Here is a 15,014-nt window from a genome sequence, read left to right as displayed (position 1 = left end):
AATGCGCTGTTTTTGTCCTCATATAGAGTTCAATGCACTGTTTCTCAGGAGGTCATATGATAGCCAGCAAATTCGGTATCGGTCAGCAGGTTCGTCACCGGCTGCTGGGGTATTTGGGAGTGGTGATTGATATCGATCCTGAATACTCTCTGGAACATCCAAAGGCAGATGAAATCGCCGCCAACGACGAGTTGCGTCTCGCCCCTTGGTATCACGTGGTGATGGAAGACGATGAAGGCCAGCCGGTTCACACCTATCTGGCCGAGGCCCAATTAGCAGGTGAAGCACAGGATGCACATCCTGAGCAACCTTCGCTGGATGAGCTGGCGGAATCTATTCGCCGCCAGTTACAGGCCCCCCGCTTGCGTAACTAAACGCCAAAGACTGAGAAACCAACGCCGGGGATGATCCTCGGCGTTTTCTTTTTCAGCGTTCCAACCCCAGGCGCGGGATCTCAATCTTCGGACAGCGATCCATCACTACCGTTAACCCTGCCTGTTTGGCTAATGCCTCCGCCGGTTCGTTGATCACCCCGATTTGTAGCCATAGCACCTTGGCACCTATCGCAATGGCCTCCTGCGCCACCTCGTAAGCCGCCTCGGCGTTACGGAATACATCCACCATATCGACAGCATGAGGAATATCCGCCAGTTTGGCATAAACCACCTGCCCAAGCAGTGTCTGCCCAGCCAGCTTCGGGCTGACCGGAGTCACCTGATAGCCCTGCGCCAATAGATAAGCCATCACGCCATAGCTTGGCCGGTTCGCTTTTTCACTGGCGCCCACCAGCGCGATGGTTTTGACCTGTTTCAATACTTCTGCCATTGCTTGGTCTTGCATTCTTCGCTCCTGATATTTTGCCGGAAATGCCCTTTCACCAGTGTAACTGAAACGCCAATATCGGTTAAAATTTGTTGTCAGCCAGCGGCTATACTTTTCGCCAGTGGGTTTTAGCCACACTGACATTTCAAATGCCGTCTAAATGTGTATAAATGTAAATTAAACGGCATTCTGAAAAGATTTGACATAACTAGTGGCGTATCCAACACTAGTCATCCTGTTCCACGAAAAGGAAGTAACATGAAATTTGGTCTGGTGGTTGCGGGGCTGCTTGGAATATCGCTGAGCGTTTCGGCCGCAGCTACGACCCTGAAGCTTTCCCCGGACATCGAGCTGATGGTGGTCGACGGTAAGCAAATGACGGGCTCGTTGTTAAAAGGGGCCGATAGCCTGGAATTGAATGACGGGCAGCATCAGTTGTTGTTCAAAGTCACCAAGTCCGTACGTAAAGAACCACGCTCTCAGGTGCTCTACACTTCACCCGCACAGATTGTGGTGTTCAACAGCCAAAACGTCAGCGCCGTCACTATTGAGTTACCGCGTATTGAGAGTGAACAAGATGCCCAGCGCTTTGATAAAACGCCGAGCTATCGCATTCTGGGTAACCACGGCAAGCCGTTGGCGACCAGGCATGATGTTTTACCGCTAAAAACCGCGGCCAATGATAATGACCTGGAAAAGATCGTCGCCGACTATAATGCGCAAAATCGCCAGGCTTCCGTTCCAGCGTTAGCCCATCTGCGCGCCAGTGTGATCGCCGCGACACCGGGCAACCCTGCGGTTACTCCCCTGATCGGTGACAACGTTGCCGAGGAGATGCTGCAATACTGGTTCCTGCGTGCCGATGCAGATACGCAAAAACGTTTTGTCGCCTGGGCCAACCTTCAGCACCACCCATAAATGCTGCCAATCACGCCTTTATCCCGTAAAGGCGTGTTTTGTTCGCATTTCCCTGCGTTAGCACTAGGCAGTGAAATTCAGTTTCAGTAATCTGTGGCGAATCATTCGATTTTCCAAGGATAGCGACATGGAACAAACCACACGTACAATCGCAGCGCGCAAACATATTGCGCTCGTTGCCCACGACCACCGCAAGCAAGCGTTGCTGAAATGGGTTGAAGACAATAAACAAGTCCTTGCCCAACATCAGCTCTATGCCACCGGTACCACCGGCAATTTGATCCAACGCGCCAGCGGTATTCCGGTACAAAGCATGCTGAGTGGCCCGATGGGCGGCGATCAGCAAGTGGGTGCACTGATATCCGAAGGCAAGATTGATATGCTGATTTTCTTCTGGGATCCGCTCAACGCCGTACCCCACGATCCCGATGTCAAAGCCTTGCTGCGCCTGGCAACGGTCTGGAACATCCCGGTGGCGACCAACCGCTCCACCGCCGATTTCCTGATCGACTCCTCGCTGTTCAAGAGTGAAGTGGTGATCACCATCCCTGATTACGAAAAGTATCTCGCCGAACGTCTGAAGTAATGCCCAAGGCCTGGCGTAGTGCCAGGCCTGTGGTTTACGGCTTTCTCTGCGACGGCACGCCAATATCCTGCAACTGCTCGATAAATATCGATGGGCGTTCGCGATCCTGCAATAACCAAACCTGATGCCTGGCCCGCGTGAGGGCAACGTAGAGCAAGCGCCGCTCTTCCGCATCAGGGAAATCTTCCGGCTGAGGCAACAGCACCTCTTCCAATACGGATTCACGCACTACCGCCGGGAATCCATCCTTGCCCTCATATAGCCCGGCAATAATCACGTAGTCTGCCTGTTGACCTTTGCTGGCATGGATCGTCATAAACTCGATATTCAGCTTCGGCCAACGCGTCGCCGCCTTCTGCAGCACCTCCGGCTTGAGGTGATGGTAACGCGCCAACACCAGGATACGTTCTTGCGGCTTTGCATAACCACTCAGCTTGTCCAGTAATGCTTCCAACTGCTCCTGCGGCAGGATCACCACCGATTTCTTGTTGCCCTTGGTCAGGCTGTTGAGCGGCTTTTTCAACTGGTGTGGGTTCTGCTGTATAAACCCGTTAGCCACTTCACCGATTCGATCGTTAAAGCGGTAGGTAGTATCCAAGGCACACTGATCGCCTGCGCCAAAATTCTCGGCAAAAGCGGTGGTCAGCGACAGTTCCGCCCCGCTGAAACGGTAAATCGCCTGCCAATCATCACCGACGGCAAACAGGCTGGTCTGCTTGTTTTGCTTACGCAGTGCCGCCAACAGTTGCGCCCGCTGTGGTGAGATATCCTGGAATTCATCCACCAGAATATGCTTCCACGGGCTGATAAAACGCCCTTTTTCCAGCAGATTGACGGCTTGATGGATCAACCCGGCAAAATCGACCGCCCCTTCATCCTTCAGCGCAGTTTTCCACGCTTTCAGCAACGGAGCCATCAGCCGAATGCGTTTGCTGAACAGGTCGCGGATCTCTTCATCGGCCTGCTCAATCATTTCTGCCTGGCTGCCGCCGTGGGTGCGCATCAGGCCGAGCCAGCGTTCCAGACGCCCGCTCAGGCGCTCTGCTAGTCGTTTGTCATGCCAGAAGTCGCCCTCGGGCAGTTCCCATTCCAGCTCTTCCGTCAGCCATTGCCGCCAACCTTTGGCCTGCGCTTTCTTCTCGCTACACTGCTGTTGCCAGTGAGTGATCAGCAACGCCCGGCGCGCTTTGCTGTCGCTTTCCAGCTTGCTGATGGTCGGCGCTTTGCGACTACCCTGCTGGATAATCTGCAACGCCAGCGCATGGAACGTTTTTGCCTGGATCGCCACGCTGCCCAAACGCTCCTGAATGCGTTCATTCATCTCTTCGGCGGCTTTGCGCCCAAATGCCAGTAACAGGATCTGCTCCGGTTCCGCCTCTTGGCGCAACAGTAACCAGCCCGCCCGCGCCACCAGCACCGAGGTTTTGCCACTGCCCGCCCCCGCGAGCACCAGCACAGCATCTTCACCATTAACCACCGCCCGGCTTTGCGATTCATTCAGCGGTGAGGTTTCGACCGTCTGGAAGAAGTCCTGATGCATTTCCAACATGCGGTCGCACCAGCGTTGATTGCGTTGCGCCACGCTGCGCTGGCCAGATTTGAGCCATTGCAGGCATAAGTGATAGCTTTCACGGCAGTTTTCAAACTCCTCAAGCCGAGCCACCGGCATTGGCAACGCGCCAAACGACTGGCGGATCTGCTGTTGCAAGTTGCTCAATTCGCCACGCTTGAACCACTTGTCCTGCTGCTCGATTTGCTGGATATGATCGACCTGCTGTTGCAACACCTCCGCGCTCACTTCACTCATCTCGCTGCTCCACTGCTGCCAGGACTGTTGCAAATAGTGGTAGAAGCGCTGCGTCTCTTGCCATTCGGTGCCGTGCAGGCGGACGACCTTCTCATCCGGCAATTCGAACTCGAGTTCCCCCCAGACGATCCCTCGTTTACAACGTACCTGGATCAACTGGTTGAAAGGAATAAGGTATTCATGCTTCTCGCCGCTCACCTCAACGCCGGCATGCAACAACCGTACGCGGTTGTAGGGATGCTGTGCCAGGTGTTTGCCCAGCGATGTCGCTTTAAGTTCCATATGCCCACGCCATAATCATAATGAAAACGATGTCACCAGTTTACCCGCGTTAAGCAATGGCACTCTAGCGTTAACAAAAGGGTAGAATAGTTTTTGCGTTATGCTGATGAATACCTTCCCTGTGCCGTTTGGCCATCATTAGAGCAGAATGACGACTATGCGTACTGTATTGAACGTTCTTAATTTTGTGTTGGGTGGTTTTTTCACCACTCTCGGCTGGCTGATTGCCACCTTCTTCAGCGTCGTGCTGATCTTCACCCTGCCACTGACCCGGTCCTGCTGGGAAATTACCAAGCTTTCCTTGTTGCCATTTGGCAACGAAGCGATCTCTGTCGATGAACTATACCCAGAAAAAAGCAATGTCCTGCTGGCTACCGGCGGCTCTTTGCTGAATATCGTCTGGCTGGTGCTGTTCGGCTGGTGGCTGTGTCTGTCACATATCTTTGCGGGTATCGCGCAGTGCATCACCATTATTGGCATTCCAGTCGGCATCGCCAATTTCAAGATCGCCGCGATCGCCCTGTGGCCGGTTGGCCGCCGCGTCGTTTCCGTTGAAGTGGCACAGCAGGCGCGGATCGAGAACGCCAGGCGCCGTTCTCGCTAGTATTTATTTTTTCTCCCGTTCAGGAGCTTGTTGTGCTCTCTTTTGCACCCAAAATTCGGCGTTATACCTATAACAGTAACCTGCTTTATAACCAGCGTATTTTTATCGCTTTGGCCGGAGCCACCGCGGTGCCGTGGTGGTTGGGTGTCCCTAAACTGACCATTCCATTAACGCTGGGTGTTGTTGCTGCCGCGCTGACGGATCTGGATGACCGGCTAGCGGGAAGATTGCGTAACCTGGTCATTACGCTGGTGTGTTTCTTTGTTGCCTCGGCATCTATTGAACTGCTGTTTCCTTACCCCTGGCTGTTTGCTCTTGGGCTGACCACCTCAACCTGCGGCTTTATCCTGCTGGGGGCCTTAGGCCAGCGTTACGCCACCATCGCTTTCGGTGCCTTGCTGATCGCCGTTTACACTATGCTTGGCACATCCATGTACGACGCCTGGTACCAGCAGCCTACACTGCTGATTATCGGTGCCGTCTGGTATAACCTGCTGACGCTGATCGGCCACCTAGTGTTCCCTATCAAACCCCTGCAGGAGAACCTGGCCCGTTGTTATGAACAGTTGGCCAATTACCTGGATGCCAAGGCCAACCTGTTCGATCCAGATGCTGAAACGGACGCCGATCTGCCCTGGGTGGACGTGGCGATGGCCAACAGTACGCTGGTCAGCACGCTTAACCTGACCAAGGCTTCACTGCTGACCCGCCTGAAAGGCGATCGGGGCCAGCGCGGCACCCGCAGGACGCTACATTACTATTTTGTTGCGCAGGATATCCATGAACGCGCCAGTTCTTCTCACGTCCAGTATCAGGCGTTAAGCCAACAGTTTCGCCACAGCGATATTCTGTTCCGCTTCCAGCGGTTGCTGGCCAAGCAGGCTCGCGCCTGCCAGCAACTGGCACAGTCGATACTACTGCGGCAGAAATACCTGCATAGCCCACGTTTTGAGCCCGCATTTTCGCGGCTGGAGGAGGCGCTGACCCATGTTGCCGTGACTCCGGAAAATCGCGAACTGACCAGAGCGCTCACCCATCTGCTGAAAAATTTACGGGCTATTGATGCCCAATTGGCCAATATCGAGTCCGAGCAGTCCTTGGCAAGTGGCCAGACCGAGGAAAATAGCCTGGCAGATGACCGGCTCACCGGCTGGAGCGATATACGGCTGCGCATCAGCCGCCACCTGACGCCGCAATCCGCCCTATTCCGCCACGCCATCCGTATGTCAGTGGTGTTGTGCGTGGGCTATGCGTTTATCCAACTGACCGGGATGCAACACGGTTACTGGATCCTGCTGACCAGCCTGTTTGTCTGCCAGCCCAATTACAACGCCACCCGCAGACGGCTGGCGTTACGTATTATCGGCACTCTGGCGGGCATTCTGGTCGGCCTGCCGATCCTGTACTTTGTCCCCTCGATGGAAGGGCAGCTCATCCTGATCGTGATCTCTGGCGTATTGTTCTTCGCCTTCCGTACCGTGCAATATGCTCACGCGACGATGTTTATCACTCTGCTGGTCCTGCTCTGCTTTAACCTGCTGGGTGAAGGGTTCGAAGTGGCTGCACCGCGCGTCTACGATACCCTGCTGGGTTGTGCCATCGCCTGGGCTGCGGTGAGCTTTATCTGGCCAGACTGGAAGTTCCGCCAGTTACCGGCCATGGTGCGTAAGACGCTGAATGCCGACTGCCGCTACCTGGATGCCATTCTGGTGCAGTACCATCAGGGCAAGGATAACGGCCTGCCGTACCGTATTGCCCGCCGCGATGCCCATAATAGCGATGCTGAGCTGGCGTCGGTGATCTCCAACATGTCTGCCGACCCCAAGGCCGACAAAATCATTCAGGAAGCGGCCTTCCGCCTGCTGTGTCTCAACCATACTTTGCTGAGCTACATTTCCGCCCTTGGTGCCCACCGTGAGCGTCTGGAAAATGCCGCCGTGCTGGACTTGCTCAACGATGCAGTTTGCTATGTTGACGGCGCATTACATCACGAAGCTGACGATCATCAGCGTATCACGCAAGCACTGGGAGCCCTCTCCGAGCGAATCACTGCGCTGGTTCCGGAGCCGGAAAGTAAAGAACAGCTGGTGTTGCAGCAAATTGGTCTGGTGCTCGAATTGCTGCCAGAGCTGACGGCACTGAATACGCAAATTGCCAAAGCAGGCTGATGGTTCAAGGATGTGGGCTACAGGCGCGGCCTTCTGGCCGCACCTCAAAGCAGGGAGGGAGCGCGATTTTTTCGAACCATTCGATCAACGCCTCCCTCTGTAAGTTGGGCAACGCAGCATGGTGGTAACCCGCCATGGCACCAGCCAGAGACATCAACACTTTCAGGCCCAGATTTTTTTGCTGTTGCAGCAGTTGAAGATAGCTATCTCTGGCTCCCAGCAGGCGAAAATCATAACTATTACAGATACCCGCTCGCCACAGTTGCCGCTCTAACGTGGCGTCGATGTTCGGTAAATCTTTCAATCTGCCATTGCAGCGTTTTTTCACCATCAGCTCTTTGCGCGTTTCAGATAGCGCCTGCCAGGCAAGTGCAAACAGCTCGCGACGCCGCCGCCACAACCCATCATTCACCCAGTAATAGCGCATGACCATGGGAACCCCCCGTTTTAAATAGGTCATATTCACCATGCCACGCTCGCGGAATGTGGGTTCCAGACTTTCTGTTGCGCGTAAATACAGTTCACCTTCGGCAACGACGGCGAACATGGTGCCGTCTGCCAGCAAACCGTAACCCCCAAACTGCGAACGTATGGCAATATTTCCCAGAGCAGCAAAACAGGCCTTTGCTTGCTCGATCCGCCTTATCGATCCTCCATTCATTGACATCTCCTTATATAAGCCACCGCCAGCGGGCAGTTTGTAGTTGGAATAAACGTAACCGGAACAACTAATTATGAAAAATACGCATTATCCCCAGCCCTGCCAATGATAAATTCAAGACGTACAAAAATTAATCTCAATTATGCGAAGCGTTACGAAAATTTGGGTTGATCTTCTGTTTCGATGGCTATACTGTATATACATACAGTAACACTACGGGCGGGAGACGACATGCGTACTCAATCACTTTATCAACCTCAGTTTAGCCAATCCTCATTGCCAACGGACCAAACGGCGATCTCTGCGCCAGAGGGCAACGAAAACGGCCTGATCAGTGAGCTGGTATACAATGAGCGGCAACCCGCCGTAGTCCAGCTATTGGTGCCGCTACTGCAGCAGTTGGGCAGGCAGTCACGCTGGTTATTGTGGTTGACCCCACAGCAAAAATTGAGCAAAGCCTGGCTGCAACAGGCCAGCTTACCGGTCGATAAGGTCGTGCAGCTTAATCAGATCAGCCCGTTGGCTACCGTAGACGCCATGGAGAAGGCGTTATTGACTGGAAATTACAGTGTAGTGCTAGGCTGGTTACCAGAATTGACGCAAGAGGATCGTTTACGGCTAAGCCGAGCGGCCGAATTGGGCAATGCCTACGGGTTCATTATGCGACCGCAACGTGACATCGTGGCAGCCGGCAGACACTGTTCCACCCTAAAAATTCACTCTTCTTTGTATCATTAAGTAAATTTAGGAGTTTTCCCATCAATTTTCTTCTCTGGGTCAACAACACCAGAGGGATCAGGCAGAAAGCTAGGTTTGACGCGGCTCGCCGCCATATCTCAGGTTAAAAAATACGCCATTTACTGCTGCGATATGTTAGAGGATATGTCTAATTCCATGTTTTTTTTTAGAGCTTTATCACATCACACTTGTAACTTTCGCGCCACGTTGTAGACTTTACATCGCCAAGGTTGCTCTATAACGCCAGAAAAACTGGCAGAGTAACAAACGAGGGCTCAAACCTTGGCGAAGGAATTTAAACCAAGGGCTTAAAGCAGCTTTAAAGCTCATTGCCTATTTGGATGATAACGAGGCGCAAAATGAAAAAGACAGCTATCGCATTAGCAGTGGCACTGGTTGGTTTCGCTACAGTAGCGCAAGCCGCACCAAAAGACGACACTTGGTACACTGGTGCTAAACTGGGTTGGTCCCAGTATCATGACACCGGTTTCTACGGTAATGGTTACGAACACGGTATCGGCAATGGTCCTACTCATGACAGCCAGCTCGGTGCTGGTGCGTTCCTGGGTTACCAAGCTAACCAATACCTGGGCTTTGAAATGGGTTACGACTGGCTTGGTCGTATGCCTTACAAAGGCAGCGTAAACAACGGTGCTTTCAAAGCGCAGGGCGTTCAATTGGCAGCTAAACTGAGCTACCCAATTATGGACGATCTGGACATCTACACCCGTCTGGGTGGTATGGTTTGGCGTGCAGACTCTAGCGCTCATTACGGTGCAACCGATCAGCGTCTGAGCAACCACGACACTGGCGTTTCTCCATTGGCAGCAGTGGGTGTTGAATACGCACTGACTCGTGACTGGGCTACCCGCCTGGACTACCAGTGGGTTAACAACATCGGTGACGCAGGTACCGTTGGTGCTCGTCCAGACAACGGCATGCTGAGCGTAGGTGTTTCCTACCGCTTTGGCCAGGAAGAAGCGGCTCCAGTAATCGCTCCAGCTCCGGCTCCAGCTCCAGTTGTTGAAACCAAGAAGTTCACTCTGACTTCTGACGTTCTGTTTGCTTTCAACAAAGCAACTCTGAAGCCAGAAGGCCAACAGGCTCTGGATCAGCTGTATACCCAACTGAGCTCACTGGATCCGAAAGACGGTTCTGTTGTAGTTCTGGGCTTCACTGATGCAGTAGGTTCAGCAGAATACAACCTGCGCCTGTCTGAGCAACGTGCACAAAGCGTTGTAGATTACCTCGTGTCTAAAGGTATCCCTTCAGACAAGATTTCTGCACGTGGTATGGGCAAAGCTAACCCAATCACTGGCGATACCTGTGGCTACCGTTCAGGCCGCGCAACTGCAGCTCAGATCGCATGTCTGGCTCCAGATCGTCGCGTAGAGATCGAAGTTAAAGGTATCAAAGAAGTTGTTGCTCAGCCTCAGGGCTAAGTCATCCCCTTCTTAGTAAAAAACCCCGCAATGCGGGGTTTTTTTTGATCTGAACGACAGGAATATTATTTATCATCTTTACCCAGGATCGCCTGCAGATCCTGTTTCAGCGATGACATCTGGGAGGCATACTTCTCTTTGCGTTCGGCATCTTCAATCAGTTGTACGACGGTTTCCGACAGGGTAACGCCACGGCGATGTGCCAGCGCCGCCAAACGTTGCCAGACCAGAAACTCCAGATCGATCGATTTCTTGCGCGTATGCTGATGTTCTGAGTTAAAGTGACGCTTACGCCGGGCACGGATGGTTTGCTTCATCCGGTTATCCAGCGTCGGGTTCATATGCTCATCGATCCACGCCAGCACTTTTACCGGTTCATTTTCCAGCTTCAGTAGTTGGTCAACGACCTCCTGAGCCAGGCTGTTTTCAATGTAGCGGGTGATCGCTTCACCTTCCCGATGCTTTTTCACCAGGTACTTCCATTTCCAACCGCTCTCCAGATTTTCCAGTTGCTGATATTTCATCTTGAACTCTGCTGTGACCGTGTAACTTCAATAAGCATAACAGCTTTAGCCAGTTTTTCCTCGGCAATTACCCGCTGTTTTTGACCGTTTTTTGCACAGTTATCGTGCAATGTCAAACTCCGATGATCAACAATGACTCTGGAGGTATCAAGCTGGCGTTATTCTTGTATAATCGCGCTTTCCCTTTTTGACGATTGCATCTAACACTTTGACCAATAACCGACTTGAATGGCAATCTCTGTTGCCTGCTGCTACGCCTTATCAGGCGATTTTCGATTCCGCTGCGCAATTGGCACCCGTGGCCTTTTCTGCAATCCAGCCCCGTTTGGAGAATGCGCTGACGCTGTTTTTGCATCCGCTGTCGCTGCCACGTTTTATGCTGTTGAAAGCACAGGAAACACGTGAGTATCTGGCGTTGATCGCCCGAGCGGCAGAAGAGTTGCAACCGCAGAATACCGTTAAAGGCAGTCACTATGTGATTGATGGCAACACCGTCAGCGTTAACAATGCTGTGCGCGGCGATGAACCTTTCGCCGCCGCCGGTGCTTGCGTTTACCAGGAATGGGTTGAGCCAGAACAGTTATTTGGCTGCGTCAGAATGCACAACGGTGCCATCACCTTACAACCGGGTCTGGTCCATCAGGCGAACGGCGGCGTGCTGATCCTGTCGGCGCGGGCCCTATTGGCACAGCCGCTATTGTGGCTGCGCCTCAAGCAGATGATTACCCAGCGCCAATTCCAGTGGCTGACGCCAGATGAAACCCGGCCGCTGCCAATTTCCATCCCCCCAATGCCGCTGGAGTTACGCCTGATAGTGGTAGGCGATCGCCATGGCCTGGCTGATTTCCACGATATGGAACCAGAAGTCTGTGCGCAGGCCGTCTACGGTGAATATGAAGACGATTTGCAACTCACCGAGCCTGATGACATGGCACAGTGGTGTGGCTATATCAACAGCGTGGTCGCCGAGCAGCAATTGCCCCCGTTGGCAGCCGATGTCTGGGAGCCTCTGATGGTTCAGGCGGTACGCCATACCGGTGACCAGGGTAACCTACCATTATCGCCACTGTGGGTCAGCCAGCAGCTTTCTGAGGCCGCTCTGTATGCCGAAGATGAGCAGATCACCGCCAAAGCGTTAGAAGCAGCGCTCAATGCCCGTGAATGGCGTGAAAGCTACCTTGCCGAACGTATGCAAGACGAGATTGAGCTAGGCCAGATCATGATCGAAACCGAAGGTGAGGTTATCGGTCAGATTAACGGTCTGTCGGTACTGGATTATCCAGGGCATCCACGCAGCTTTGGGGAACCTTCACGCATCAGCTGTGTGGTTCACCTGGGCGATGGCGAATTCACCGATGTGGAGCGCAAGGCTGAGCTAGGCGGGAATCTCCATGCCAAGGGTATGATGATCATGCAGGCGTTCCTGATCTCCGAACTGGATCTCGATCAGCAACTGCCCTTCTCCGCCTCGATCGTTTTCGAACAATCCTATGGCGAAGTTGACGGTGACAGCGCCTCGTTGGCCGAACTCTGTGCTCTGATCAGCGCATTGTCACAGCAGCCAATCACCCAGCAGATCGCTGTGACCGGCTCCGTTGACCAATTTGGTAACGTGCAACCGATCGGCGGCGCAAACGAAAAGATCGAGGGTTTCTTCGAGGTCTGTTTACGCCGTGGTCTGACGGGCAAACAGGGCGTGATCCTGCCTGCCAGCAACGTGCGACACCTTTGTCTGCGCCCAGACGTCGTCGAAGCGGTACGCGAAGGACAATTCCATCTGTGGGCGGTAGATAGCGTTGCGGAGGCCTTGCCATTATTGACCGGCTATCCGTATGCCGATGAGCAACAGCCAAGCCTGCTGGCCGCCATCCAGGAGCGGATTACACAGGCCATGTTGCCAGAACGGCGTCCGTTGCCATGGCCATTGCGCTGGCTTAATTGGTTCGGCCGTGGCTGATCGGACTTGTTCAGCGTACACGTGTAAGTTAAGCTGCGTCCTTCATCAAAATAAGGTTTACTGAGAACATGGTAGATAAACGCGAATCCTATACGAAAGAAGACCTCGAAGCATCTGGCCGTGGCGAACTGTTTGGTGCCGGTGGCCCACCGTTGCCATCAGGTAACATGTTAATGATGGACCGCGTGGTCAAGATGACCGAAGACGGTGGTAGCCACAATAAAGGCTACGTAGAAGCAGAGCTCGATATCAATCCGGATCTGTGGTTCTTCGATTGCCACTTTATTGGCGATCCGGTCATGCCTGGCTGCCTGGGTCTGGATGCCATGTGGCAGTTAGTCGGTTTCTACCTCGGTTGGATGGGTGGCGAAGGCAAAGGCCGTGCGCTGGGTGTGGGCGAAGTGAAGTTCACCGGCCAGGTGCTGCCAACCGCCAAGAAGGTCACCTACCGCATCAACTTCAAACGCGTGATCATCCGCAAGCTGATTATGGGCGTGGCTGACGGCGAAGTACTTTGCGATGGCAAAGTGATCTATACCGCCAGCGATCTGAAAGTGGGCTTGTTCAAGGACGCCGCAGCGTTCTAACTCCCTATGGCGGCCTTCCCCGGTCGCCGTTAATTTCCTTTGTATCATGACTGAGTCGAACGCTCTCTTACCAACCAGTAACTACAATAAATGTACCAACAAAGGAGTCGTGATGAAAAAGACCAGTTTCGCAACCACTCCCTGCCCGATCGCCCGCTCCTTGGGCCAGGTTGGGGAATGGTGGAGCATCTTGATCCTGCGCGATGCCTTTCATGGCCTGAGCAAATTTGATGAGTTTCAGCAAAGCCTGGGGCTGTCCCCCACGCTGCTGACGCGCAGGCTGAAATTTCTGGTGGAAAGTGGCATTTTGTATAAGCAACGCTATCAAACCCGCCCAGTACGCTATCAATATCTGTTAACCGAGCGCGGCAAGGATTTTTTCCCGGTACTGGTCACCCTGTTCCAGTGGGGAAATACTCATCTGGTTGAGGGGGACAACGCTGCGGAACTGGTCGATCGACGCAGCGGTCAACCGATACAGCCGCAACTCATCGATGCATTAACCCAGCAGCCTATCGCTCTACAGCACATCACTTTAGCGGCAGGTCCTACGGCCGGAGAGGCCATGTCACAACGAGCTTCTCTGATGCAGCATCGCTACGCCTTACATAATGAATCATCCAAGGAGTCACTATGAGCAGTCGTCGTATAGTTATCACCGGTATGGGGGCCGTCTCTCCTTTGGGTTGCGGCGTAGAGCCGATCTGGCAACGTTTGCTGGCTGGCCAGTCAGGTATCAGCCCGCTGCCAGAGCCAATGGTGGCAGAGTTACAGGTCAAAATCGGTGGCCAGGTACCCACGCTGGAACAGGATGCCGTTGCCGGTTTTAATCCAGACCTTAGCGTTGCCCCGAAAGACCAGAAAAAAATGGATCGCTTTATCCTGTTGGCGATGGCCGCAGCCGACGAAGCCATCAAGCAGGCTGGCTGGAGCGCCGATAGCGAAGAGAAACAGGAGCGGACGGCCACCGTTATTGCATCCGGCATTGGTGGTTTCCCTGCTATCGCTCATGCAGTGCGCACCACGGATAGCCGCGGCCCGAAACGCCTCTCTCCTTTCACCATTCCCTCCTTTTTGGTTAACCTGGCCGCCGGTCATGTCTCCATCAAGCATCAGTTTAAAGGGCCGATCGGTGCGCCGGTCACCGCCTGTGCGGCAGGCGTGCAGGCCATCGGCGATGCGGTGCGCATGATCCGCAACGATGAGGCCGATATTGCCTTGTGCGGCGGAACGGAAGCGGCGATCGATACCGTGAGTCTGGGGGGCTTTGCCGCTGCCCGGGCCATGTCTACCGCCCCCGCGGATAGCGCAACCAAAGCATCACGTCCATTCGACAGTGCCCGCGACGGTTTTGTGATGGGTGAAGGTGCCGGGATGCTGGTGATCGAGACGTTGGAGCATGCGTTGGCGCGCGGTGCCAAGCCACTAGCGGAGATTGTCGGTTACGGCACCAGTGCGGATGCCTACCATATGACGTCGGGGGCCGAAGATGGCGACGGTGCCTATCGTGCGATGAAGATTGCGCTGAAACAGGCCGGAGTCACCCCCGATCAGGTTCAGCATCTGAACGCGCACGCTACTTCAACCCCGGTTGGCGATCTGGGTGAAATCAACGCCATCAAACACCTGTTTGGCACCGATGGCAACATCGCCATCACCTCCACCAAATCGGCCACCGGCCATCTGTTGGGTGCCGCAGGCGGCCTGGAAACCATTTTTACCGCTCTGGCGCTGCGCGACCAAATCGCTCCGGCCACCCTGAATCTGGAAAATCCAGATCCTGCCGCCGCCGGTTTGCATCTGGTGGCCAACAAAGCGGAACCGATGGCAATCACCTATGCCCTGTCGAACGGATTTGGTTTTGGGGGAGTCAACGCGAGTATTTTGCTAAAACGCTGGGAAGGATAATTTAACGCTT

15 protein-coding genes are annotated in these 15,014 nt (G+C 53.9%); 11 read left to right on the top strand and 4 right to left on the bottom strand.

Translation table 11 applies throughout. The features are described from left to right. The first annotated feature begins 56 nt into the window (after window positions 1–56). Window positions 57–374: a heat shock protein HspQ gene (gene hspQ, locus U869_RS0114075; protein WP_025119437.1), complete on the top strand. Its 318-nt coding sequence runs from the start codon at window positions 57–59 to the stop codon at window positions 372–374. A 52-nt stretch (window positions 375–426) separates the two neighbouring features. Here hspQ and U869_RS0114070 read toward each other — a convergent pair whose 3' ends face one another. Then, entirely contained in the window at window positions 427–840 is a 414-nt protein-coding gene (locus U869_RS0114070) for a CoA-binding protein (RefSeq protein WP_025119436.1), read from the bottom strand. Window positions 841–1,080: 240 nt separating this feature from the next. Between U869_RS0114070 and U869_RS0114065 the strand changes: the two genes are divergently transcribed. Continuing rightward, on the top strand, window positions 1,081–1,740 hold the full coding sequence (locus U869_RS0114065) for a DUF2057 family protein (RefSeq protein WP_025119435.1): 660 nt from the start codon (window positions 1,081–1,083) through the stop codon (window positions 1,738–1,740). 127 nt (window positions 1,741–1,867) lie between these two features. Next, window positions 1,868–2,326 carry a methylglyoxal synthase gene (locus U869_RS0114060; protein WP_025119434.1) on the top strand — a complete coding sequence of 153 codons (459 nt, stop codon included), beginning with the start codon at window positions 1,868–1,870 and terminating at the stop codon, window positions 2,324–2,326. 34 nt (window positions 2,327–2,360) lie between these two features. Here U869_RS0114060 and helD read toward each other — a convergent pair whose 3' ends face one another. Next, window positions 2,361–4,415, bottom strand: a complete 2,055-nt coding sequence (gene helD, locus U869_RS0114055; RefSeq protein WP_025119433.1) for a DNA helicase IV — start codon at window positions 4,413–4,415, stop codon at window positions 2,361–2,363. A gap of 157 nt (window positions 4,416–4,572) precedes the next feature. Here helD and U869_RS0114050 point away from each other — a divergent pair, with 157 nt between their 5' ends. Further along, on the top strand, window positions 4,573–5,019 hold the full coding sequence (locus tag U869_RS0114050; RefSeq protein ID WP_025119432.1) for a YccF domain-containing protein: 447 nt from the start codon (window positions 4,573–4,575) through the stop codon (window positions 5,017–5,019). Between the two features lie 32 nt (window positions 5,020–5,051). Beyond that, window positions 5,052–7,187 (top strand): YccS family putative transporter, encoded by a 2,136-nt coding sequence (gene yccS / locus U869_RS0114045; RefSeq protein WP_025119431.1) that lies wholly within the window; start codon window positions 5,052–5,054, stop codon window positions 7,185–7,187. A gap of 4 nt (window positions 7,188–7,191) precedes the next feature. Here yccS and U869_RS0114040 read toward each other — a convergent pair whose 3' ends face one another. After that, complete coding sequence (locus U869_RS0114040) at window positions 7,192–7,848, bottom strand: TfoX/Sxy family protein (protein ID WP_025119430.1); 657 nt, start codon at window positions 7,846–7,848, stop codon at window positions 7,192–7,194. A 231-nt stretch (window positions 7,849–8,079) separates the two neighbouring features. Between U869_RS0114040 and sulA the strand changes: the two genes are divergently transcribed. After that, the gene (sulA, locus tag U869_RS0114035) at window positions 8,080–8,586 is read left to right on the top strand and encodes an SOS-induced cell division inhibitor SulA (RefSeq protein ID WP_025119429.1); all 507 of its coding nucleotides are present in this window, start codon (window positions 8,080–8,082) and stop codon (window positions 8,584–8,586) included. A gap of 359 nt (window positions 8,587–8,945) precedes the next feature. Next, the gene (gene ompA, locus U869_RS0114030) at window positions 8,946–10,028 is read left to right on the top strand and encodes a porin OmpA (protein ID WP_025119428.1); all 1,083 of its coding nucleotides are present in this window, start codon (window positions 8,946–8,948) and stop codon (window positions 10,026–10,028) included. 65 nt (window positions 10,029–10,093) lie between these two features. On the opposite strand, the gene matP is transcribed toward ompA, so the two are convergent. Then, window positions 10,094–10,552, bottom strand: a complete 459-nt coding sequence (matP, locus tag U869_RS0114025) for a macrodomain Ter protein MatP (protein WP_025119427.1) — start codon at window positions 10,550–10,552, stop codon at window positions 10,094–10,096. Window positions 10,553–10,760: 208 nt separating this feature from the next. Between matP and U869_RS0114020 the strand changes: the two genes are divergently transcribed. The 4 genes from U869_RS0114020 (at window position 10,761) to fabF (ending at window position 15,004) form a co-directional block, all read left to right on the top strand. After that, on the top strand, window positions 10,761–12,509 hold the full coding sequence (locus U869_RS0114020) for a Lon protease family protein (RefSeq protein WP_025119426.1): 1,749 nt from the start codon (window positions 10,761–10,763) through the stop codon (window positions 12,507–12,509). A gap of 68 nt (window positions 12,510–12,577) precedes the next feature. Next, on the top strand, window positions 12,578–13,096 hold the full coding sequence (fabA, locus tag U869_RS0114015; RefSeq protein WP_025119425.1) for a bifunctional 3-hydroxydecanoyl-ACP dehydratase/trans-2-decenoyl-ACP isomerase: 519 nt from the start codon (window positions 12,578–12,580) through the stop codon (window positions 13,094–13,096). A gap of 112 nt (window positions 13,097–13,208) precedes the next feature. Then, entirely contained in the window at window positions 13,209–13,733 is a 525-nt protein-coding gene (locus tag U869_RS0114010; protein WP_025119424.1) for a helix-turn-helix domain-containing protein, read from the top strand. Further along, on the top strand, window positions 13,730–15,004 hold the full coding sequence (gene fabF / locus U869_RS0114005; RefSeq protein ID WP_025119423.1) for a beta-ketoacyl-ACP synthase II: 1,275 nt from the start codon (window positions 13,730–13,732) through the stop codon (window positions 15,002–15,004). The genes U869_RS0114010 and fabF overlap by 4 nt, the downstream gene beginning before the upstream one ends. Window positions 15,005–15,014: the final 10 nt, after the last annotated feature.

The organism is Serratia sp. H1w (genome assembly GCF_000633355.1).
Taxonomy (GTDB): domain Bacteria; phylum Pseudomonadota; class Gammaproteobacteria; order Enterobacterales; family Enterobacteriaceae; genus Chania.
The sequence above is the reverse complement of the archived record's forward strand: the minus strand, read 5'-3'. Positions and strand labels throughout refer to the sequence as shown.

Bases quoted from the DNA above. Each gene is read 5' to 3' on its own strand.
- U869_RS0114040 (WP_025119430.1), bottom strand. From the start codon at position 7,848: ATGAATGGAGGATCGATAAGGCGGATCGAGCAAGCAAAGGCCTGTTTT.
- matP (WP_025119427.1), bottom strand. From the start codon at position 10,552: ATGAAATATCAGCAACTGGAAAATCTGGAGAGCGGTTGGAAATGGAAG.
- helD (WP_025119433.1), bottom strand. From the start codon at position 4,415: ATGGAACTTAAAGCGACATCGCTGGGCAAACACCTGGCACAGCATCCC.
- U869_RS0114060 (WP_025119434.1), top strand. From the start codon at position 1,868: ATGGAACAAACCACACGTACAATCGCAGCGCGCAAACATATTGCGCTC.
- U869_RS0114050 (WP_025119432.1), top strand. From the start codon at position 4,573: ATGCGTACTGTATTGAACGTTCTTAATTTTGTGTTGGGTGGTTTTTTC.
- ompA (WP_025119428.1), top strand. From the start codon at position 8,946: ATGAAAAAGACAGCTATCGCATTAGCAGTGGCACTGGTTGGTTTCGCT.
- U869_RS0114070 (WP_025119436.1), bottom strand. From the start codon at position 840: ATGCAAGACCAAGCAATGGCAGAAGTATTGAAACAGGTCAAAACCATC.
- U869_RS0114010 (WP_025119424.1), top strand. From the start codon at position 13,209: ATGAAAAAGACCAGTTTCGCAACCACTCCCTGCCCGATCGCCCGCTCC.
- fabF (WP_025119423.1), top strand. From the start codon at position 13,730: ATGAGCAGTCGTCGTATAGTTATCACCGGTATGGGGGCCGTCTCTCCT.
- hspQ (WP_025119437.1), top strand. From the start codon at position 57: ATGATAGCCAGCAAATTCGGTATCGGTCAGCAGGTTCGTCACCGGCTG.
- fabA (WP_025119425.1), top strand. From the start codon at position 12,578: ATGGTAGATAAACGCGAATCCTATACGAAAGAAGACCTCGAAGCATCT.
- U869_RS0114065 (WP_025119435.1), top strand. From the start codon at position 1,081: ATGAAATTTGGTCTGGTGGTTGCGGGGCTGCTTGGAATATCGCTGAGC.
- sulA (WP_025119429.1), top strand. From the start codon at position 8,080: ATGCGTACTCAATCACTTTATCAACCTCAGTTTAGCCAATCCTCATTG.